Genomic DNA, 19,077 nt, shown 5'->3' with positions numbered 1-19,077 from the left:
CGCGCCTACGTCGCTATTGCACATCGTTATCAAATCTGTACCTGTGAGCTGGTGACCAGCCGGCAGCACCTTTCCTATGACGTATTTGCCCCTCGAGCATGACACGCGGCACGATCAAGACCTGGTATCTCGTCCACAAATGGACGAGCCTGATCTGCACCGCGTTCCTGCTAATGCTCTGCGTGACCGGCCTGCCGCTGATCTTCGAGGAAGAAATAGACGGCTGGTTTAATCCGCCCGCGCCGATGGCGGCTCTGCCCGCGGGTACGCCTTCGCTGTCGCTCGATACGATTCTCGCACGCGCCGCAACGGTCGCCCCCGGCGAACTGCCGCTCTACATCAGCTTCGACGACGAACGCCCGATCGTATACGTCACGACGGGCCCGACGCCCGATGCCGCCCCCGCGGCGATGCACTTCCTGGCGTTCGACGCGCGCAGCGGTGCAAAGATGCCGCCCTATGTCCCCGGCGTGATGGCGTTCATCCTCAAGCTCCACACCGACATGCTGCTCGGCTTCTGGGCGGAGATCTTCCTCGGCGTGATGGGCCTGCTCTTCTTCGCCGCAATCGTCTCGGGCGTGGTGCTCTATGCACCGTTCATGGCCAAGCTCGACTTCGGCACGTTGCGGCGTGGGCGCAGCAAGCGGCTCGGGTGGCTCGATCGCCACAATTTGCTCGGCATCGTGACGCTCGTCTGGGCGAGCGTCGTCGGCGTCACGGGCACGATCAACACCTTCGTCGTGCCGATCACCGCGGTCTGGAAGGCGAACGGCCTTGCCGAGATCATCGCCAGCGAGACGCGCACGCCGCTCGGGGGTAAGCGCGCCTCGGTGCAGGCTGCACTCGACGCCGTTCAGCGCAAGGCGCCCGATATGAAGCCGCAGTTCATCGCCTTCCCCGGCGTCGTGTTCAGCAGCCAGCATCATTACGCCGTCTTCCTCAAGGGCGCGACGCCGCTGACGTCGAAGCTACTGCTGCCTGGCTTCGTCGATGCCGCGAACGGACGGCTCGACGCGGTCGTGCCTATGCCCTGGTACATGCAGGCGATGCTGATCGCACAGCCGCTGCATTTCGGGAATTACGGCGGCCTCGCGATGAAGATCGTCTGGGCGATCTTCGACATATTGACGATCATCGTGCTCGGCAGCGGGCTGTATCTTTGGCTGCGTCGTCGCGGCGGTCCGAGCGACCAGCGCGTCCGCGAAGTCGTGATGGCGGGAGAAATCGCATGACCCACAAGACCAACCGTCAGATCTTCGCGCTGCCGATCCTGCTGGGTGTGTCGACCGTTGCGGGGTTGGGCGCAGGGCTTATCGGCGACGGCGTGTGGGACGTCGGCGCAGGTCTTCTGCTTACGTTGCCGCTGGTCGTGACCGGCCGCTATTGGGTGCGCCCGCCCGAACAGGTGCAGCGCCGCCAGCATTTGCAGACCGCTCCGACACGGTAACGCGGAGCCGGCATGATACCGGCCCCGCATCAGTGTGAGGACGCCGCGCTCGGGCGGAGAACGTCAGGTTGCCGGCGTAGCCTGCCGAGCCGGTGCGCTTTGCGGTGCACCGACGGGAGCGGGCGCGGCGGCGGCTGCACCGGAAGCCATCAGCGGCGGCGGCGGTGCCATGCCGGCTGGCGGAGGCGGTGCGACGCCCGCTGGCGGCGGCGGGGGAGCGTTGGGGCCGCCGGGACCACCGGGACCGCCAGGGCCACCTGGGCGGCCGGGACCATCGCGACCGGGGCCATCAGGGCCAGGACCATGCGGGCCACGCGGCGGGCCACCGACCGGGCCCAGCGCCGTCACCTTGCCGCCGGGTGCGACCAGGAACGAGGCGTGGACGAAGCCATCCTCGAACCGGCCCTGGATCGTCACCGGCTGGCCGGCTACGACGAGATTGCTGCCGTCGCCCTCGCGTCCGAGATCGACCAGCGCTCGACCGGTCCGATCGGCCATCACGAACTTGTTGCCGTAGGTTTCGGCGACGGTGCCGCGGATCGTGACGATGCCGTCGGACTGGAGCGAGCGGATCGCGACCGGGGTAGCCGGCGCCATCGTCACGCTGGGGCGGGTAGCGGCGACGGTGACGGCACCGGCCGCGCCGCCAACGACCAGCAGGCCGGCGGCGGCGAGGGCCAGACGGTTGCGGCGGAGATTGAAGCGCTTGCTAGGCGCGCTATGCGAATGTTCGGTCACGTACGTCGTTCCTCTCATTGGTTGACGAATCACCGTCTAGGCGCACTGTGCCGACGCCCGCTGAACCAAGCCGTTCAGATTCCGTTGTGCCCTTGGACATAGGGACATGCGCATGCGGGTATTATTGGTCGAGGACGATGCGGCGATCGCCGACGCGCTGGCGCGAGCGTTGCGCGCGGAGCATTTCGCAGTCGACGTCGCGCGCAACGGAGAGGACGGCGGCCATCTCGGCGCGACCGAATTGTACGACGCAGCCGTGCTCGATCTCGGTCTGCCCAAGCGCGATGGGCTGTCAGTCTTGCGCGACTGGCGCGCAGCGGGACGCGACCTGCCCGTCCTGATCCTCACGGCGCGCGATGGCTGGTCCGAGAAGGTCGAGGGCTTCAAGGCCGGCGCCGACGATTATGTCGTGAAGCCGTTCCGCGTCGAGGAAGTCGTGATGCGACTACGGGCGCTGGTCCGTCGCGCCGCCGGCCATGCTGCTTCGCGCGTCACTTGCGGACCGCTGACATTCGACGCGCAACTCGGGACGTTCGAACGCGACGGCCTGCCGCTCAAGCTCACCGCGTTCGAATGGCGCGTCCTGACGGCACTGATGCTGCGTCGCGAAATCGTGATCGAGCGCGCCGACCTGATCGAGCGCGTCTACGAAGGCGATGCGGACGTGGACTCGAATTCGATCGAGGTGATCATCGGTCGGCTGCGACGGAAGATCGGCCCGCAGATGATCGAAACGGTCCGGGGTCGCGGGTATCGGCTGACGGCGGATGGATCGTGATGACGGTCCCGCAAACCCGCCACCGCGACCACCGGACCACCCCGGCGAAGGCCGGGCCCCAGTTGGCATGCATTGGTAACGAGGCACTGCCCGCCGCCATGGAAGCCTTTCCACTTGGACCCCAGCCTTCGCCGGAGTGGTATGCGGTGGACGGATCAGCCTGCTCCGATGCGCGACTGCGATGAGAAAACGCTTCCGCCTTATCCGACGCTCGCTCTTCGGCCGAATGCTCGCGATCGCCGCGCTATCGACCGGGATCGCACTGCTGTTCGCCGGCATAACGATCGGTCACGTCCTCGAACGCTTCGTCACGCGCGGGCTCGACGAGCGGCTTGATGCACAGGTCGCAGTGCTGGCGCGTGCCGTCCGCCCGGATGGTTCGCTCGACCGATCACGCGCGATCGACCTGCCCGAGTTCGGTGAACCCGATTCGGGATGGTCCTGGCAGGTCGACGGTCCCGCTGGTCGCGTCGCCAGCGGCACGACACCGCCTCCGACCGTGGTAAGACCGGCCACGATCAATTCCCCGCCGCCGGCACCCACCCCACAACGCGCTGGGGAGCGCCCACGTCCACCCGGCCCGCTCGGCCCCGACGATCACCGAATCCATCCCGGCGAAGCGCGCGACCACAGCGGCGAGCGGCTCCACTCGCGAACCATGGACATCACGACGCCCCGCGGCACGGTGACGATCAAAGCGATCGGCCCGCGCCGGATCGTCGAGGAGCCCCTTCGCGAGGCAATGATCCCGCTGCTCGGCTCGCTGGCCTTGCTTGGCGCCGGTCTCGCTTTGGCCACGCTCGTGCAGCTACGCTTCGGCCTGCGTCCTCTCCGCGAACTCCGGACCGCGCTCGCCGCCGTGCGCGCCGGCACCGAACAGCACGTCCCCGACGACCAGCCCGGCGAACTGCAACCGCTCGTCGCCGAACTCAACGCGCTGATCGATCAGAACGCGGCCGGTCTCGTCCACGCCCGCCAGCATGTCGCCAATCTGGCGCACGGCCTGAAGACCCCCCTCGCCGCGCTGTCGCTCAAACTCGCCGAAGCCAACGCCGATGCCGATGTCCGGGACATGGTCGACCAGATCGACCGCCGCGTTCGCCATCACCTGGGCCGCGCCCGGACCGATGCGACCGGCGGGGCTCGGACGCGTACACCGATTGCCCCCGCTGTCGCCGACCTCGTCGCCGTGTTGCGTCGCATCCACGCCGATCGCCCGATGACGCTCGATATCGTCGTTCCCGACAAGCTTGCAGTGGCAATCGACCCGCAGGACCTAGACGAGATGATCGGCAATCTACTCGATAATGCGTGGCGTCACGCGCGCGCCGCAGTTTCGATCATCGCCACCTCGATCGACGGCGCCGTCACGCTGGAAATCGCCGACGACGGCCAAGGCCTCGACGACACCGCGATGGCGCAAGCGGTGCTGCCCGGCCGTCGTCTTGACGAACGCGGCGATGGCCACGGCTTCGGCTTGTCGATCACGCGCGAGCTTGCCGAACTGAACGGGGGCACGGTGACGCTCGACCGGTCCCCCGTGCTTGGCGGCCTGCTAGTCCGCCTGACGCTGCCCCAGCGCCGCTGATCTTACAGCGCGCGGACGACGACGGGCGACGGAGACGCCTTGGCCAGCGTGTTGCGCAGCGGCAGCGTGAACGGTGCCGCCTCGATCTCGAACACGTCGCCCTCCTGCGTGGTCACGCCTTCGCTGAACGACAAGGTTGCCGTGCCGAAGAAGTGGACATGGACGTCCCCCGGCCGCCGGAACAGGTCGTATTTGAAATGATGCGCCTCGAGGTTGGCGATCGTGTGCGACATGTTCGCCTCACCCGACAGGAACGGCTTTTCCCAGAGCAGCGCGCCGTCGCGGTGGATGCGGCTCATGCCCTCGACATGGTCGGGGATCGGACCAGTCAGGAGTTCGGGACCGAGCGCCGCCTGACGCAGCTTCGAATGCGCGAGCCAGAGGTAATTGTGCCGCTCGGTGACATGGTCACTGAATTCGTTGGCAAGGCAAATGCCGAGGCGGAACGGCGTGCCGTCCGGACCGATCAGGTAAATGCCGGCAAGTTCGGGTTCCTCGCCGCCGTCCTGTGCAAACGCCGGACTGGTGAGCGCGCCGTCCGGCGCGACCAGACCCGACCCGTCACCCTTGTAGAACCATTCGGGCTGCTGCCCGGTCTCGCCGGCTTCGGGCTTGCCGCCAGCAACGCCATCGAGGAACATTCGCATCGAGTCGGTGAGCGTCTCGGCCGCCTGCGCCGCCCGGTGCATCTTGTCGCGCCCTTCGGCCGAGCCGAGATGCGTGAGGCCCGTGCCGGTCATGATCAGGTGCGCGGGGTCGACGTGATCGATCGGCGATACCAGTCGGCCAGCGGCAAGTTCAGCCGCGATGTCTACCGCTGCGCCGGTTCCGCATGCCCGGACCGCGGTCGGCAGATCGCATCCGACGGCAATGGCGCGCATCGCCAGATCGCGGACGCTGTTCACGCCCCAGACGAAGTTCGCGCTGTCATCGGTAGCGGCGATGACGGATCGTGTGCCGTCCGCCGCCTGGTGCTGCAAAAGCCGCAATCCGGTCATTTTCGCTTCTCCATTGGGCCAAATTATATTGAGGTCCATTACTCAGACCTTAAAATGGTGTCGACGACTATGATCGGGAGATCCACAAAGCGATTTGACAAATATTATCCCCTAAATCGACGCCGAATTGTCAGACCACGAACACGGTTCCGATTTTGCGGTTAAAGCGCCGTCTGCTCAGGGAGCGCATTAGTCGTACGCGACCCCCAAACGGCGTAGAACAAGACATAGAGTTCGCACGCCGCGGTCAGCAGGAACGAGTTCTGCAAACCGTAGGTATCTGCGAGCCAGCCCTGCACGATGACCAGCGCGCCGCCTGCGATCGCCATGATCAGGAGGCCGGAGCCCTCTTCGGTCAACGGTCCGAGACCCTTGATGCCTAACGTGAAGATCGTCGGGAACATGATTGAGTGGAACAGACCGACCGAGATCAATGCCCACATCGCGACGTGGCCGGTCGTGAAGGTAGCGATGAGCATGACCACACAGGCGCCGATGCTCGCAAACGCCAGGACGCGTTCGGCGGGGATCGTGCGCATCACGACGCTGCCGATCAGGCGGCCGACCATCATCCCGCCCCACAGGATGAACAGATAATGCGATGCCTGTTCGTGCGTCAGGTTGCCGATGTTCGGCTGGCTGACGAAATTGATGAACAAATTGGCGACGCCGATCTCGGCTATCAGATAAATGAAGATTGCCGGGATGCCGAAGACGAGGTTGCGGTGTGACCAGAGCGACTGCCCCTTGCGATCCGCCTTGGCCGACCGCTGCGTCGCCGAGCCCATCGCCGGCAGCGGGAAACGCGCGATCACGATCGCAAGCACGACCAGCACAGCCGCGACGATCACATAGGGCAGCACCACCGACTGCGCATCGGCAACACGCTCCGCCTGCGTCAGCACCGCGGTCGAACCGGCAGCCGCCGTGCCCGAGGTCGAACGACCCAGGATCAGATAGCCACCGAACAACGGCGCCAGCGTCGCACCGGCCGAGTTGAACGCCTGCACGAGGTTCAGCCGCGACGACGCGGTCTCAGGCGGACCGACGACGGCCACATAGGGGTTTGCCGCGACCTGCAGCAGCGTAATGCCGCTGGCGATCACGAACAGCGCGACCAAGGTGACGCCGTAGCTCGGCAGTCGCGCGGCGGGCACCATCATCAGCGCCCCCACCGCCATCAGGCCCAGCCCGAACACCATCGCGCGCTGATAGCCGACCCTCTCGATGAGCTTGGCCGAAGGAATCGACGCGAAGAAATAGGCGATGAACCAGACGCTCTCGATCAGCGTCGTCTGCGTATAGCTCAGGTCGAACACGCTGCGCAGGTGCGGCAGAAGCGTGTTGTTGATGACCGTGATGAAGCCCCACATGAAAAACAGGCTGGCCAGCAACGTCAGCGCGGAACGGTAGCTCGGCGCGCCTCCCGCAGCATGCGCCGCTCCAAGATCAACGGGCTTTTGCGTCTGTATCGGCATCGCCATAGTCGTTCCATCCTCCGCGCCGTGTCGGTGACCGCAACAGTCTTTTCCCGCAAGGCTTGCCCAGAAATATATTGTCCGACTATATAGCCACACAAGGCGCGTCAACGGCGCCAAGCGATTAAGGACGGGAACCGGAATGCGTGCAATCACAAAGTCGGGGATCATCGTGGCAACCTTGCTGGCAGCGCTTTCGGCGCAAGCAGCCAACGCGGCCGAGGCTAAGCGCTCGCCCGCCGGGACCCTGAAGGACGGCACCGCGATCGAGGCAGTGACGCTTACCAACGCGCACGGCGTCTCCGCACGCATCCTATCGTACGGCGCCACGCTGCAATCGCTGTCGGGTCCGGACCGGAGCGGCAAGATCGCCGACGTGATGCTCGGCTATGACGACCTCGCCTCCTATGTCGATCACCCCAATTTCTTCGGCGTCACGGTCGGCCGTTTCGCCAACCGCATCGCCGGTGGCCGCTTCACGCTCGACGGCAAGGCGTACCAGCTTCCGCTCAACGACAAGGTCAACTCGCTGCATGGCGGCGGAAAGGGCTTCGACAAGGTTGCCTGGAAGATCGTCTCGGCGACGAACGGCCCGACCGCGACGCTCGTGCTCGGCTATCGCAGCCCCGACGGTGATTCCGGCTATCCCGGCACGCTCGACATCACCGTCACCTACACGCTCGACGAAGCTGGCAATCTCGGCATCGCCTATGACGCGAAGACCGACAAGCCGACGATCGTCAACATGACCAACCATGCGATCTTCGATCTCGGCGGCGAAGGCTCGCCGATGGGCGCGTACGGCCACCGACTGACAATCCCCGCCAAGGCGATCACGCCGGTCGATGGCACGCTGATCCCGACCGGTGCCTTGCTACCCGTGGCTGGCACCGTGTTCGATTTCCGTAACGGCCGTATCGTCGGCGAAGGCATTCGCGATGGTCGCGACCAGCAGATCCGCTATGGCCATGGCTATGATCATAATTTCGCCCTCGACAAGGGGCTGACCGCCAAGCCCGAACTGGCGGCGCGGCTCGAGGATCCGGCATCGGGCCGCGTGCTCGAAGTGCTCACGACAGAGCCCGGCGTGCAATTCTACACCGGCAATTTCCTCGACGGCACGTTCATCGGCAAGAAGGGCCATATGTACCGGATGGGCGACGGTATCGCGCTGGAACCCCAGAAATTCCCGGATGCGCCCAACAAGCCCAACTTCGTCTCCGCACGGGTCGATCCGGGCAAGCCGTACCATCATGCGATGATCTACCGCCTTTCCGTCGCCCGCTGATATCCGATCTCCAGAAAGCTTCCCGATGACCGACATGCCCAAGCTCCCCCAGCCGCTCAGAAGCCGCGCGTGGTTCGACAACCCCGAGAACATCGACATGACCGCGCTCTATCTCGAGCGCTATCTGAACTTCGGGCTGAGCCTGGAGGAACTGCGCTCGGGCAAGCCGATCATCGGTATCGCGCAGACTGGGAGCGACCTGAGTCCCTGCAATCGCCACCACCTCGTGCTCGCCGAACGGCTGCGCGAGGGCATCCGCGAGGCAGGCGGCATCGCGCTCGAATTCCCGGTCCATCCGATCCAGGAAACCGGCAAGCGCCCGACCGCCGGGCTCGACCGCAACCTCGCCTATCTGGCGCTCGTTGAGGTGCTCTACGGCTATCCGCTCGACGGCGTCGTGCTGACGATCGGCTGTGACAAGACGACGCCCGCCTGCCTGATGGCGGCGGCAACCGTCAACATCCCGGCGATCGCGCTGTCGGTCGGGCCGATGCTCAACGGCTGGCATAAGGGCGAACGGACCGGATCGGGCACGATCGTGTGGAAGGCGCGCGAGCTGCTCGCGACCGGCGCGATCGACGACGAGGGCTTCATCAAGCTCGTCGCCTCGTCCGCGCCATCGACCGGCTATTGCAACACGATGGGCACCGCGACGACGATGAACAGCCTGGCTGAGGCGCTCGGCATGCAGCTGCCCGGATCGGCTGCGATCCCCGCGCCGTACCGCGACCGCCAGGAGGTCGCGTACAAGACCGGGAAGCGGATCGTCGACATGGTCGCCGAGGATCTCAAGCCGTCCGACATCCTGACCAAGGAGGCGTTCCACAACGCGATCGTCGTCAATTCGGCGATCGGCGGATCGACCAACGCGCCGATCCATCTCGCCGCGATTGCGCGCCACATCGGCGTCGACCTGCCGATCGACGACTGGCAGACGCACGGCCACAAGGTGCCGCTGATGGTCAACCTGCAGCCCGCCGGCGAATATCTCGGCGAGGATTATTATCATGCGGGCGGCGTCCCCGCGGTCGTGGCCGAGCTGATGAAGCAGGGGCTGATCCACGAAGACGCGATGACCGCCAACGGGAAGAGCATCGGCGACAATTGCCGGACCGCGACGATCGAGGACGAGCGCGTCATCCGCCCGTTCGCGACGCCGTTGTTGGAGGATGCCGGCTTCATCGTGTTGCGCGGCAACCTGTTCGACTCGGCGATCATGAAGACCAGCGTCATTTCGCCGGAGTTCCGTGCGCGCTATCTCAGCAATCCGGACGATCTCGAAGCGTTCGAGGGCCCTGCGGTCGTGTTCGACGGCCCGGAGGATTACCACCACCGGATCGACGATCCGTCGCTCGGCATTACCACCGACACGCTGTTGTTCATGCGTGGCGCGGGGCCGATCGGGTATCCGGGTGCGGCCGAGGTCGTGAACATGCGGCCGCCGGCGTATCTGATCCGCGAAGGCGTCCACGCGCTGCCTTGCATCGGTGACGGGCGCCAGTCGGGGACGTCGGGCTCGCCTTCGATTCTCAACGCCTCGCCCGAAGCGGCGGCGATGGGGGGCCTCGCGCTGATCCGCACCGGCGACCGGGTCCGCATCGATCTCGGCAAGGGTTCGGCCAACGTACTGATCTCCGATGAGGAACTCGCCGAGCGGCGCCGGGCGCTGACCGAAGCGGGTGGCTATGCCTTCCCGCGCTCGCAGACGCCCTGGCAGGAAATCCAGCGTGCCACCGTCGGCCAGATGGAAACCGGCGCGATCCTCGAAGGCGCGGAGAAGTACCAGCGCATCGCCCAGACGATGGGCCTACCGCGCGACAATCACTGAGGCATGACGGCGTGCCGCTCGATGAGGGCGGTGCGCAGGCATTGGCAGACGATCTCGTCGCGCTGGTTGATCAGGCGGTGGGTAAACGTGACGATGCCCGCGTTCGGGCGCGACTTGCTGGGCTTGAGGTCGGTGACCTCGGTCTCGCAGCGCATCGTGTCGCCGATGAACACGGGTTTCGGATGCACCAGCTTGTCATAGCCAAGGTTCGCGACGAGCGTGCCTAGCGTCGTCTCGCCGACCGACAGCCCGACCATCAGCGCGAAGGTGAAGGTGCCGTTGACGAGGATCCGGCCGAACTCGCTCGCCTTGGCCGCCTCGATATCGAGGTGAAGCGGCTGCGGGTTGTGCGTCATCGTCGAGAACAGGAGATTGTCGGTCTCGGTCACCGTGCGGCGGATCTCGTGCTCGATCCGGTCGCCGATGCTCCAGTCGTCGTAATAGCGGCCTGCCATCAGTTATCCTTCTCGATACGGACGAGCAGCGTGCCCTCGGTCACCTGCCCGCCCTCGATCGCGGTGAGGTCGGCGACCGTTCCGTCGAACGGCGCGGTCAGCGAATGCTCCATCTTCATCGCCTCGAGCGTGACGAGCTTCTGGCCCTTGGTGACGGTATCGCCCGCCGCCACGTCGACCGCGATGATGCGGCCGGGCATGGGGGAGAGGATCGCACCGTCCGCTGCTGCGCCTGCGGTCACACCGTCGGTGCGAGGCAAGCGAATATCAAAGAAAGCGCCGCCTTCGAACGCTAGAACACGCCCAGCGTCGTCGCCTAGCATCGCCGGGCGATCCCAACTGACGTCCTGCCTTTCCGTTTTCGTCATCGTCATCGCGACGTCGACCTGCTGCCCGTCGACACTCAACCTAATGTTGTGCTGCGGCGGCGCATTCAGCCGAAATCCCGGCAGGCCGTCCATCAACTCGAATTGCGTTTCGCTGCGGCGACCGTTGCTCAGCGGGGGTGAAATGCTCAGCGCATCCGCAGCGATCTCGAGCAGCGCGTCACTCGGCTCGGGCGGCGCGGTTAGAATTTCGGCATGGTCCTGAATAAAGCCTGTTGTCACGTCGCCGCGCTCAAACGCCGGCTCGGAAAGCAGTCGCGCGAGGAACCACGCGTTCGTACGGACCGGGCTACATTCCACAGCTTCGCACGATGTTCGAAGGCGGCGGATGGCGGAAATCCGGGTTGCGTCGTGGACGACGATCTTGGCAATCATCGGATCGTAAAAAGTTGAAACCTCGCCACCCTCTTCGACTCCAGTCTCGATACGGACCATGCTGGGGAGTTCGAGATGATCAAGCGGTCCCGTCGATGGCAGAAAACCAGTCGCAGGATTTTCGGCATACAACCGTGCCTCCATCGCCCAGCCATCGATTGCCAGTTCGTCCTGACGCTTGGGCAACGGTTCGCCGCTGGCGACGCGGAGCTGCCATTCGACGAGGTCCTGGCCGGTTATCTCCTCGGTCACGGGATGCTCGACCTGCAACCGGGTGTTCATTTCCATGAACCAGATGCGGTCGGCGAGGAGGCCTTCGCTGGCGTCGGCGATGAACTCGATCGTGCCGGCGCCGACATAGTCGACCGCCTTGGCGGCCTTTACCGCGGCGGCGCAGATTGCTTCGCGGGTGGCGGCGTCGATGCCGGGTGCGGGGGCTTCCTCGATCACCTTCTGATGGCGGCGCTGGAGCGAGCAGTCGCGTTCGAAGAGGTGGACGACGTTGCCGTGGGTGTCGCCGAAGACCTGCACCTCGATATGACGGGGCGAGAGGATGTATTTCTCGATCAGGACGTCGGTGTTGCCGAACGACGAGGCTGCCTCGCGCTGGCACGAGACGAGCGCGTCGGCGAACTCCGTAGCGGTGTCGACGCGGCGCATGCCCTTGCCGCCGCCACCCGCGACTGCCTTGATTAGGACGGGATAGCCGATCGCGTCGGCCTCCGCCTGCAAGCGGTCGGGCGACTGGTCTTCGCCGAGATAGCCAGGCGTGACCGGCACGCCCGCGGCGATCATGCGCTGCTTCGCCGCATCCTTCAGGCCCATCGCGCGGATGCTGTCGGGGTTGGGGCCGACCCAGATCAGCCCTGCATCGAGCACGGCTTGCGCGAAGTCGGCATTCTCCGAAAGGAAGCCGTAGCCCGGGTGGATCGCCTCGGCGCCGGTTTCCCGCGCGGCGGCGATGATGCGGTCGCCGACGAGGTAGCTCTCGCGCGCCGGGGAGGCGCCGATGTGGACGGCTTCGTCGGCCTGGCGGACGTGGAGCGCCGTCGCGTCGGCGTCCGAATACACCGCGATCGTGCGGATGCCGAGTGCCCGCGCGGTGCGGATGATGCGGCAGGCAATCTCGCCGCGGTTGGCGATCAGGAGCGACGTGATCATCGTGTCGGACCCCCGAGATCCAGAGTGAAGTATAGAAAGTGCAGACGCTGGACGCGTAGCGTTTCCTCGCCCGATGACGTCTGTTCGGCGCCGTTAGACACGGAAAGAAGGGGAGTATTCGCCGTCATGCCCTCGGCATAGCCCGTCGCTGGGTTTGTAGGACAGCGCATATCAGCCCGCGCATCCGGTGGTGCGTTTCGACCAGGTAATGTTGGCGATCTTCCAGCGGCCAGCCTCCCGCACCATGTCGAAATGGTCGGTGCCGCAATGCGCGACCGTGCCGTCGATCGTGAAGACATAGGGAGACCAGACCATCGCGATGTCGCCGTCGATGTCGACCGCGGGATCCGTCAGGCGTTCGGCGTAGCGCTCGGGACCCGGTTTCAGCGCGGCGGCGAACTCGGGCCAGCTCGTGCGGCGGACGGTCCGCGTGCCGTCGGGTCGTTCTTCGGCGACGGTGGCGCCGCCGTCGGGGCGGACCTGGGCAAGGATCGCCTGGCCGTCACGGGCCGCGAGCGCGGCGAACAGCGCGTCGATCGGGACCATGACGCCGGCGTCCTCGGTCATTGGCGCGGGCGGCAGGCCAGTTCCATGGACGATCGGCTGGACCGGCGTGATCTGGCCGGCGGCGAGCAGAAGGGACAGCAGGATCATCGGGTTACATCCTGAACACGCCGAACGCAGGGCGTTCGGGGATGGGAGCGTTGAGCGTTGCGGCGAAAGCGAGGCCGAGCGCGTCGCGGGTCTGCGCGGGATCGATGATGCCGTCGTCCCACAGCCTTGCGGTGGCGTACCACGGGTTGCCCTCGTCCTCGTATTTCTGGCGGACGGGGGCCTTGAAGGCTTCTACCTGGTCCGGCGTCCAGCTGTCGGCGTCGCGGTGGACGGTGGCGAGGACCGACGCCGCCTGCTCGCCGCCCATCACGCTGATCCGGCTGTTGGGCCAGGTGAACAGGAAGCGCGGGGAATAGGCGCGGCCGCACATGCCGTAATTGCCCGCGCCGAAGCTGCCGCCGATGAGGACGGTTATCTTCGGCACAGTCGCGGTGGCGACGGCGGTGACGAGCTTTGCGCCATGCTTGGCGATGCCTTCCGCCTCGTATTTGCCGCCGACCATGAAGCCGGAGATGTTCTGGAGGAACAGCAGCGGGATGCGGCGCTGGCACGCGAGTTCGATGAAGTGCGCGCCTTTCTGAGCGCTTTCGCTGAACAGTACGCCGTTGTTGGCGAGGATCGCGACGGGGATGCCCCAGATATGCGCGAAACCGCAGACGAGGCTGGTGCCGTAGAGCGCCTTGAACTCGTGGAACTCGCTGCCGTCGACCAGCCGCGCGATGACTTCGTGGACGTCGTAGGGCGCGCGGACGTCGCTGGGGACGATACCGTACAGCTCTTCGGGGGCGAACTTCGGCGGCCTGGGCTGCTGGAGGTTCACCGCGGTGTGCGCCTGCGGTTGCAGCGTCGAGACGATGTCGCGGACGATCGTCAGCGCGTGCTCGTCATTCTCGGCGACGTGATCGACCACGCCCGAGCGGCGGCCGTGCGTGTCGGCGCCGCCGAGTTCCTCGGCCGAGATGACTTCGCCGGTCGCCGCCTTCACCAGCGGGGGGCCGGCGAGGAATATGGTTCCCTGCCCGCGGACGATGATCGTCTCGTCGGACATGGCGGGCACGTACGCGCCGCCCGCGGTGCAGCTGCCCATGACGCAGGCGATCTGCGGAATGCCGAGCGACGACATCTGCGCCTGGTTGAAGAAGATGCGGCCGAAGTGATCGCGGTCGGGGAAGACCTCCGCCTGGTGCGGCAGGTTCGCGCCGCCGCTGTCGACGAGGTAGATGCAGGGGAGCCGGTTTTCCTGTGCGATTTCCTGCGCGCGCAGATGTTTCTTCACGGTCAGCGGGAAATAGGTGCCGCCCTTCACGGTCGCGTCGTTGCACAGGATCATGCACTGGCGGCCGGAGACGCGGCCGATTCCGGCTATGAGCCCCGCGCCGGGGACTTCATCGTCGTAGAGGCCGTTGGCGACGAGCTGGCCGATTTCGAGGAACGGCGAGCCAGGGTCGAGCAGGCATTCGACGCGGTCGCGGGGCAAGAGCTTGCCGCGCGACGTGTGGCGGGCGCGGGAGGTGTCGGAGCCGCCAACCGCAGCATCGGCCACCATGCACCGCAGGCGCCCGGCCAGCTCTTCATTGTGCGCTGCGTTCGCGCGGAAGGTTTCGCTGTCGGGGGACAGGGCGGAAGTCAGGACGGGGGCGGTCACTTGTCCCTCCCCCCTCGGGGGAGAGGGAAGGAGGAGCGCAGCGACGGGAGGGTGAGGGCACGCTCGAGGTACGCGCGTGCCCTCACCCTCCCCCCGGCTGCGCCGTGCGGGCCCCTCCCTCTCCCCTGCAGGGAGAGGGGTTTAGTGCAGCCATCACTGCATCACCTTCGGCGCCGCGCCGATGAGTTCGCGGCCGATCAGCATGCGGCGGATCTCGTTCGTGCCCGCGCCGATGTCGAGCAGCTTGGCGTCGCGCATGAAGCGTTCGACGGGCCAGTCCTTGGTGTACCCGGCCCCGCCCAGCGCCTGGATCGATTCGAGCGACACCTTCACCGCGCTTTCGCTCGCCAGCAGGATCGCACCCGCCGCGTCGAACCGCGTGGTCTTGCCCGCATCACACGACTTCGCGACCGCATAGACGTAGGCGCGAGCCGAGCTGAGCGCGACGTACATGTCGGCGACCTTCGCCTGGATCAGCTGGAACTGGCCGATCGGCGTGCCGAACTGCTTCCGCTCGCGCACGTAGGGGATCACCACGTCGAGGCACGCCTGCATGATGCCGAGCTGGATCCCGGCCAGCACCGCGCGCTCATAGTCGAGGCCCGACATCAGCACGCCGACGCCGCCATTCTCGGGACCCATGACGTTTTCCGCCGGGACTTCGCAATCGGTGAACACGAGCTCCGCCGTGGGCGAGCCGCGCATCCCCATCTTGTCGATCTTCTGGCCGATCGCAAAGCCCGGCATGTCCTTCTCGATCAGGAACGCGGTGATGCCGCGCGAGCCTTCGCCGGTCTTGGCGTAGACGACCAGCGTGTCTGCATAGGCCGCGTTGGTGATCCAGAACTTGGTGCCGTTGAGGACGTAGCCCGTGTCGGTCTTCACTGCCTTCAGCTTCATCGAGACGACGTCGGAGCCCGCGCCGGCTTCGGACATGGCGAGGCTGCCGACATGCTCGCCGGACACGAGCTTCGGGAGGTACTTGGCCTTTTGCTCGGGATTGCCCCAGCGGCGGATCTGGTTGACGCACAGGTTCGAATGCGCGCCGTAGCTCAGGCCGATCGACGCGGATGCGCGCGAGACCTCCTCGACCGCGACGACGTGTTCGAGATAGCCGAGGCCGAGGCCGCCATAGTCTTCTTCGACAGTGATGCCGTGGAGGCCGAGTTCGCCCATTGCGGGCCAGAGCTCGCGCGGGAACCAGTCGTCGGCATCGATCTTCGCCGCCAAGGGCGCGATCTTGTCGGTGGCGAAGCGGTGCGTGCTCTCGCGGATCATGTCCGCGGATTCGCCGAGCGCGAAGTCGAAATCGGGTATCATGCAGCCTCTCCAGACCTTGTGTTGCGCCCTTGTTACCCTGTCGCGGCGCCTGAGAGAAATTGATACGACCGAACACATGCGATAGATGGTGTCTATGGTTAGGCGGCTATGATCGAACGCTATGTGCTGCGCTATTTCCTGGCGGTCGTCGACCAGGGCAATTTCACGCGCGCCGCGGCCCAGTGCCGGATCTCGCAGCCGACATTGTCGGTCGGCATCGCCAAGCTGGAAGCGTCGCTCGGCCAGACCTTGTTCCTGCGGACGAGCCGGCGGATCGAGCTGACTCCCTCCGGCACGCGGTTTGCGGTGCATGCGCGCCGGATCGAGGCCGAGTTCGCCGCCGCCGAACGGGATTTGCAGGACAGCGTTCCGACCAAGCTCGTCCGACTCGGGATCGCCACGACGCTGCCGCCATCCTGGATCGCGGCCGCGCTCAGCCGGGCGCGGCAGGCGTCCACCACCGAACGGCTCGAAGTGGTCGAGGGACGGAGCAGTGAACTCGTCGCGCTGCTCGACCGCGGGCGGATCGACGCGATGCTGGGCGCGATCGGCGACGATGTGCGCGGGCGCGTGCTGTTCGAGGAGGGCTTCGCGGTGGCGGTGTCGAACGACCACCGGCTCGCGGGACGCTCGACGCTGGCAGTCGCGGACGTCGCGGAGGAAACGATGATCGTCCGCCGCCACTGCGAGGCGCTGGCCGAGACGAGCCGCTTCTTCACCGCCCGCGGCGTGCGGCCCTTCATGGCTGCGCGCACCGTCAGCGACGATCGCGCACTGACGTATGTCCGCGCGGGGCTCGGGATGACGGTCATGCCGCTGAGTTTTGCGCGTGAGGGAATCGCGATGATCCCGCTGACCGGCTTCGATGCGACCCGACGCATAGGCATATTGGTGGCCAATGACTCCGCATCACGCATCGAAGGAAGCGTCATGGTCACGGCGATAGAGGAAACGTTCAGGGACCTCTACGCGACGGGAGCCGACGCGGACGGTATTTTCTGACGCTATTTGAAAAGCTGTCCCGGCGGACCGGTCATCAACGGAAATGGTGGAGCCGAGGGGGATCGAACCCCTGACCTTTCGCATGCCATGCGAACGCTCTCCCAGCTGAGCTACGGCCCCATTCCCGTTGGGAGGCGGGTCACTAACCGGACCCGCCCGGGTTGGCAAGCGGCGTAAATGCCGCCTGCCAAATTTCTTTCAATTAACGCTCGTGTTCGTCCTGCGGCGTCTCGACGCCGAGGTCGTCGTCGCCGCCGAGATCGACTTCGTCGTCCGCGGACGGCTCTTCGTCCTCGCCGGTGATCGAGGCGATGTCCTCTTCCTCGTCACCCTCGAGATCCGCGTCGGGCTTCTTGGTGTCGGGCTTGGCGACCTCGAACGGCAGCGGCTGCTTCGACTTCAGGATGGCCTCGGGCTCCCACGCATACCCGCATTCGATGCAGGTCACGGGGTCGGCTTTTTCGAGGTCGTAGAAACGCGTCGCGCATTTCGGGCACGAACGCTTCGTGCCCCATTCCGGCTTGATCATGCCGATAGAACCTTTCGGATGAATGGATTGCGGGGGGATACCCTCGCAAAGTGGGCGCGCCTTGCCATAGCGCAAGGCCACTGTCAAAAGCCCGGGTCCATGACACACTCTACTTCTTCGGCGCTCCCCCAGCCCCTGGACGTGGTCGCGCGCGGTCCATTGACCGGTTCGATCGCGGTTCCCGGCGACAAGTCGATCAGCCACCGCGCGCTGATGTTCGCGAGCCTCGCGGTTGGCACCAGCCGGATCACCGGCTTGTTGGAGGGCGAGGACGTACTCGCCACCGCAGCGGCGATGCGCGCGATGGGCGCGACGATCGAACGGCAGGACGACGGCATCTGGGTCGTCGACGGCGTCGGCGTCGGCGGGCTGCTCCAGCCCGAGACCGCGCTGGAGATGGGCAATTCGGGCACCTCGACGCGGTTGCTGATGGGGCTGGTGTCGAGCCATCCGATCACTTGCACCTTTACCGGCGACGCATCTCTGTCGGGGCGGCCGATGGGCCGCGTGATCGAGCCGCTGTCGCAGATGGGCGCGGACATCACTGCGTCGCCCGGTGGCAAGCTGCCGCTGATGGTGCGCGGGATCTGCCCCGCGGTGCCGATCAGCTACACGCTGCCGGTCGCGTCGGCGCAGGTGAAGTCGGCGATCCTGCTGGCGGGACTCAACACGCCGGGCATTACGACGGTCATCGAACCGGTCGCGACGCGCGATCACAGCGAGCGGATGCTGACCGGCTTCGGCGCGAAGCTGACCGTCGAAGAGACTGACGCGGGCCGCGTGATCTCGATCACCGGCGATGCGGAGCTTACGCCGCAGGATATCGTCGTGCCGGGCGATCCGTCGTCCTCGGCCTTCTGGCTGGTTGCTGCGTCGATCGTGCCGGGGTCGGATATCGTCGTGCGCAATGTCGGGCTGAACCCGACGCGGATCGGCATCGTCACCGCGTTGCGGATGATGGGGGCGGATATCACCGAGCTCGACCCGCGGACCGTCGGCGGCGAACCCGTCGCGGACCTGCGCGTGCGGCATGCCCCCCTGACCGCGATCGAGGTGCCGGCCGATCTGGCGCCGAGCATGATCGACGAATATCCGGTGCTGTTCGTCGCTGCGGCGTTCGCGACCGGCACGACGGTCGCGCGCGGTGCGCACGAACTGCGCGTCAAGGAATCGGATCGGATCACGACGATGCGGATCGCTCTGGAGGCGTGCGGCTTGGTGTGCGAGGAATTTGAGGACGGCATGGCGATCACCGGATCGGGTGGCGCGGCGATACGCGGCGGCGCTCGGGTGGCCTCGAAACTCGATCATCGCATCGCAATGAGCATGGTGGTGGCTGGACTTGGGAGCCGCGAGCCGATCACGATCGATGATGTATCGCCGGTGGCGACGAGCTACCCCGTGTTCTTCCGGTCGCTCGATGCGCTTACCGGCCAGGGGAATTAA

Annotated in this window: 17 protein-coding genes and 1 tRNA gene; 8 read left to right on the top strand and 10 right to left on the bottom strand. The window is 65.9% G+C overall.

What is annotated here, in order from left to right; genetic code table 11:
- Positions 1–98: 98 nt before the first annotated feature.
- Together HMP09_RS17390 and HMP09_RS17385 are read left to right on the top strand one after the other, a co-directional pair.
- Entirely contained in the window at positions 99–1,232 is a 1,134-nt protein-coding gene (locus HMP09_RS17390; RefSeq protein ID WP_176501373.1) for a PepSY-associated TM helix domain-containing protein, read from the top strand.
- Positions 1,229–1,447, top strand: a complete 219-nt coding sequence (locus HMP09_RS17385; protein ID WP_176501372.1) for a hypothetical protein — start codon at positions 1,229–1,231, stop codon at positions 1,445–1,447. The genes HMP09_RS17390 and HMP09_RS17385 overlap by 4 nt, the downstream gene beginning before the upstream one ends.
- Before the next feature lie 63 nt (positions 1,448–1,510).
- Here HMP09_RS17385 and HMP09_RS17380 read toward each other — a convergent pair whose 3' ends face one another.
- On the bottom strand, positions 1,511–2,185 hold the full coding sequence (locus HMP09_RS17380) for a hypothetical protein (protein WP_176501371.1): 675 nt from the start codon (positions 2,183–2,185) through the stop codon (positions 1,511–1,513).
- A 112-nt stretch (positions 2,186–2,297) separates the two neighbouring features.
- Between HMP09_RS17380 and HMP09_RS17375 the strand changes: the two genes are divergently transcribed.
- Entirely contained in the window at positions 2,298–2,963 is a 666-nt protein-coding gene (locus tag HMP09_RS17375; protein ID WP_176501370.1) for a response regulator, read from the top strand.
- A gap of 181 nt (positions 2,964–3,144) precedes the next feature.
- Complete coding sequence (locus HMP09_RS17370) at positions 3,145–4,551, top strand: sensor histidine kinase (RefSeq protein WP_176501369.1); 1,407 nt, start codon at positions 3,145–3,147, stop codon at positions 4,549–4,551.
- Between the two features lie 2 nt (positions 4,552–4,553).
- On the opposite strand, the gene araD1 is transcribed toward HMP09_RS17370, so the two are convergent.
- Both araD1 and HMP09_RS17360 read right to left on the bottom strand, forming a co-directional pair.
- On the bottom strand, positions 4,554–5,549 hold the full coding sequence (gene araD1, locus HMP09_RS17365) for an AraD1 family protein (RefSeq protein WP_176501368.1): 996 nt from the start codon (positions 5,547–5,549) through the stop codon (positions 4,554–4,556).
- 161 nt (positions 5,550–5,710) lie between these two features.
- Positions 5,711–7,033, bottom strand: coding sequence for a sugar MFS transporter (locus tag HMP09_RS17360; RefSeq protein ID WP_443026428.1), 1,323 nt, complete (start codon positions 7,031–7,033; stop codon positions 5,711–5,713).
- A gap of 136 nt (positions 7,034–7,169) precedes the next feature.
- Here HMP09_RS17360 and HMP09_RS17355 point away from each other — a divergent pair, with 136 nt between their 5' ends.
- Complete coding sequence (locus HMP09_RS17355; protein WP_176501367.1) at positions 7,170–8,315, top strand: aldose epimerase family protein; 1,146 nt, start codon at positions 7,170–7,172, stop codon at positions 8,313–8,315.
- A gap of 25 nt (positions 8,316–8,340) precedes the next feature.
- Complete coding sequence (locus HMP09_RS17350; RefSeq protein ID WP_443026427.1) at positions 8,341–10,143, top strand: IlvD/Edd family dehydratase; 1,803 nt, start codon at positions 8,341–8,343, stop codon at positions 10,141–10,143.
- On the opposite strand, the gene HMP09_RS17345 is transcribed toward HMP09_RS17350, so the two are convergent.
- The 5 genes from HMP09_RS17345 to HMP09_RS17325 form a co-directional block, all read right to left on the bottom strand.
- On the bottom strand, positions 10,137–10,598 hold the full coding sequence (locus tag HMP09_RS17345; RefSeq protein WP_176501366.1) for a MaoC family dehydratase: 462 nt from the start codon (positions 10,596–10,598) through the stop codon (positions 10,137–10,139). The two genes, HMP09_RS17350 and HMP09_RS17345, sit on opposite strands and share 7 nt — an antisense overlap.
- A complete protein-coding gene (locus tag HMP09_RS17340; RefSeq protein WP_176501365.1) occupies positions 10,598–12,520 on the bottom strand; it encodes an acetyl/propionyl/methylcrotonyl-CoA carboxylase subunit alpha in 1,923 nt (640 codons plus the stop codon). Before HMP09_RS17340 ends, HMP09_RS17345 begins: the two co-directional genes overlap by 1 nt.
- Positions 12,521–12,691: 171 nt before the next feature.
- On the bottom strand, positions 12,692–13,174 hold the full coding sequence (locus HMP09_RS17335) for a nuclear transport factor 2 family protein (protein WP_176501364.1): 483 nt from the start codon (positions 13,172–13,174) through the stop codon (positions 12,692–12,694).
- A 4-nt stretch (positions 13,175–13,178) separates the two neighbouring features.
- Positions 13,179–14,780, bottom strand: a complete 1,602-nt coding sequence (locus HMP09_RS17330) for a carboxyl transferase domain-containing protein (protein ID WP_176501363.1) — start codon at positions 14,778–14,780, stop codon at positions 13,179–13,181.
- Positions 14,781–14,933: 153 nt separating this feature from the next.
- Positions 14,934–16,100 carry an isovaleryl-CoA dehydrogenase gene (locus tag HMP09_RS17325; protein ID WP_176501362.1) on the bottom strand — a complete coding sequence of 389 codons (1,167 nt, stop codon included), beginning with the start codon at positions 16,098–16,100 and terminating at the stop codon, positions 14,934–14,936.
- A 108-nt stretch (positions 16,101–16,208) separates the two neighbouring features.
- On the opposite strand from HMP09_RS17325, the gene HMP09_RS17320 reads away from it, so the two are divergent.
- A complete protein-coding gene (locus HMP09_RS17320; protein ID WP_176501361.1) occupies positions 16,209–17,102 on the top strand; it encodes a LysR family transcriptional regulator in 894 nt (297 codons plus the stop codon).
- A gap of 44 nt (positions 17,103–17,146) precedes the next feature.
- Here the strand turns inward: HMP09_RS17320 and HMP09_RS17315 are convergent.
- Positions 17,147–17,222, bottom strand: a tRNA-Ala gene (locus HMP09_RS17315).
- 82 nt (positions 17,223–17,304) lie between these two features.
- Positions 17,305–17,631, bottom strand: coding sequence for a TIGR02300 family protein (locus HMP09_RS17310; RefSeq protein WP_176501360.1), 327 nt, complete (start codon positions 17,629–17,631; stop codon positions 17,305–17,307).
- A gap of 99 nt (positions 17,632–17,730) precedes the next feature.
- Between HMP09_RS17310 and aroA the strand changes: the two genes are divergently transcribed.
- Complete coding sequence (aroA, locus tag HMP09_RS17305; protein ID WP_176501359.1) at positions 17,731–19,077, top strand: 3-phosphoshikimate 1-carboxyvinyltransferase; 1,347 nt, start codon at positions 17,731–17,733, stop codon at positions 19,075–19,077.

The sequence above is a fragment of the Sphingomonas sp. HMP9 genome, from assembly GCF_013374115.1.
Classification (GTDB): Bacteria; Pseudomonadota; Alphaproteobacteria; order Sphingomonadales; family Sphingomonadaceae; genus Sphingomonas.
The sequence above is the reverse complement of the archived record's forward strand: the minus strand, read 5'-3'. Positions and strand labels throughout refer to the sequence as shown.

Bases quoted from the DNA above. Each gene is read 5' to 3' on its own strand.
- HMP09_RS17390 (WP_176501373.1), top strand. From the start codon at position 99: ATGACACGCGGCACGATCAAGACCTGGTATCTCGTCCACAAATGGACG.
- HMP09_RS17385 (WP_176501372.1), top strand. From the start codon at position 1,229: ATGACCCACAAGACCAACCGTCAGATCTTCGCGCTGCCGATCCTGCTG.
- HMP09_RS17375 (WP_176501370.1), top strand. From the start codon at position 2,298: ATGCGGGTATTATTGGTCGAGGACGATGCGGCGATCGCCGACGCGCTG.
- HMP09_RS17370 (WP_176501369.1), top strand. From the start codon at position 3,145: ATGAGAAAACGCTTCCGCCTTATCCGACGCTCGCTCTTCGGCCGAATG.
- araD1 (WP_176501368.1), bottom strand. From the start codon at position 5,549: ATGACCGGATTGCGGCTTTTGCAGCACCAGGCGGCGGACGGCACACGA.
- HMP09_RS17360 (WP_443026428.1), bottom strand. From the start codon at position 7,033: ATGGCGATGCCGATACAGACGCAAAAGCCCGTTGATCTTGGAGCGGCG.
- HMP09_RS17355 (WP_176501367.1), top strand. From the start codon at position 7,170: ATGCGTGCAATCACAAAGTCGGGGATCATCGTGGCAACCTTGCTGGCA.
- HMP09_RS17350 (WP_443026427.1), top strand. From the start codon at position 8,341: ATGACCGACATGCCCAAGCTCCCCCAGCCGCTCAGAAGCCGCGCGTGG.
- HMP09_RS17345 (WP_176501366.1), bottom strand. From the start codon at position 10,598: ATGGCAGGCCGCTATTACGACGACTGGAGCATCGGCGACCGGATCGAG.
- HMP09_RS17340 (WP_176501365.1), bottom strand. From the start codon at position 12,520: ATGATCACGTCGCTCCTGATCGCCAACCGCGGCGAGATTGCCTGCCGC.
- HMP09_RS17335 (WP_176501364.1), bottom strand. From the start codon at position 13,174: ATGATCCTGCTGTCCCTTCTGCTCGCCGCCGGCCAGATCACGCCGGTC.
- HMP09_RS17325 (WP_176501362.1), bottom strand. From the start codon at position 16,100: ATGATACCCGATTTCGACTTCGCGCTCGGCGAATCCGCGGACATGATC.
- HMP09_RS17320 (WP_176501361.1), top strand. From the start codon at position 16,209: ATGATCGAACGCTATGTGCTGCGCTATTTCCTGGCGGTCGTCGACCAG.
- HMP09_RS17310 (WP_176501360.1), bottom strand. From the start codon at position 17,631: ATGATCAAGCCGGAATGGGGCACGAAGCGTTCGTGCCCGAAATGCGCG.
- aroA (WP_176501359.1), top strand. From the start codon at position 17,731: ATGACACACTCTACTTCTTCGGCGCTCCCCCAGCCCCTGGACGTGGTC.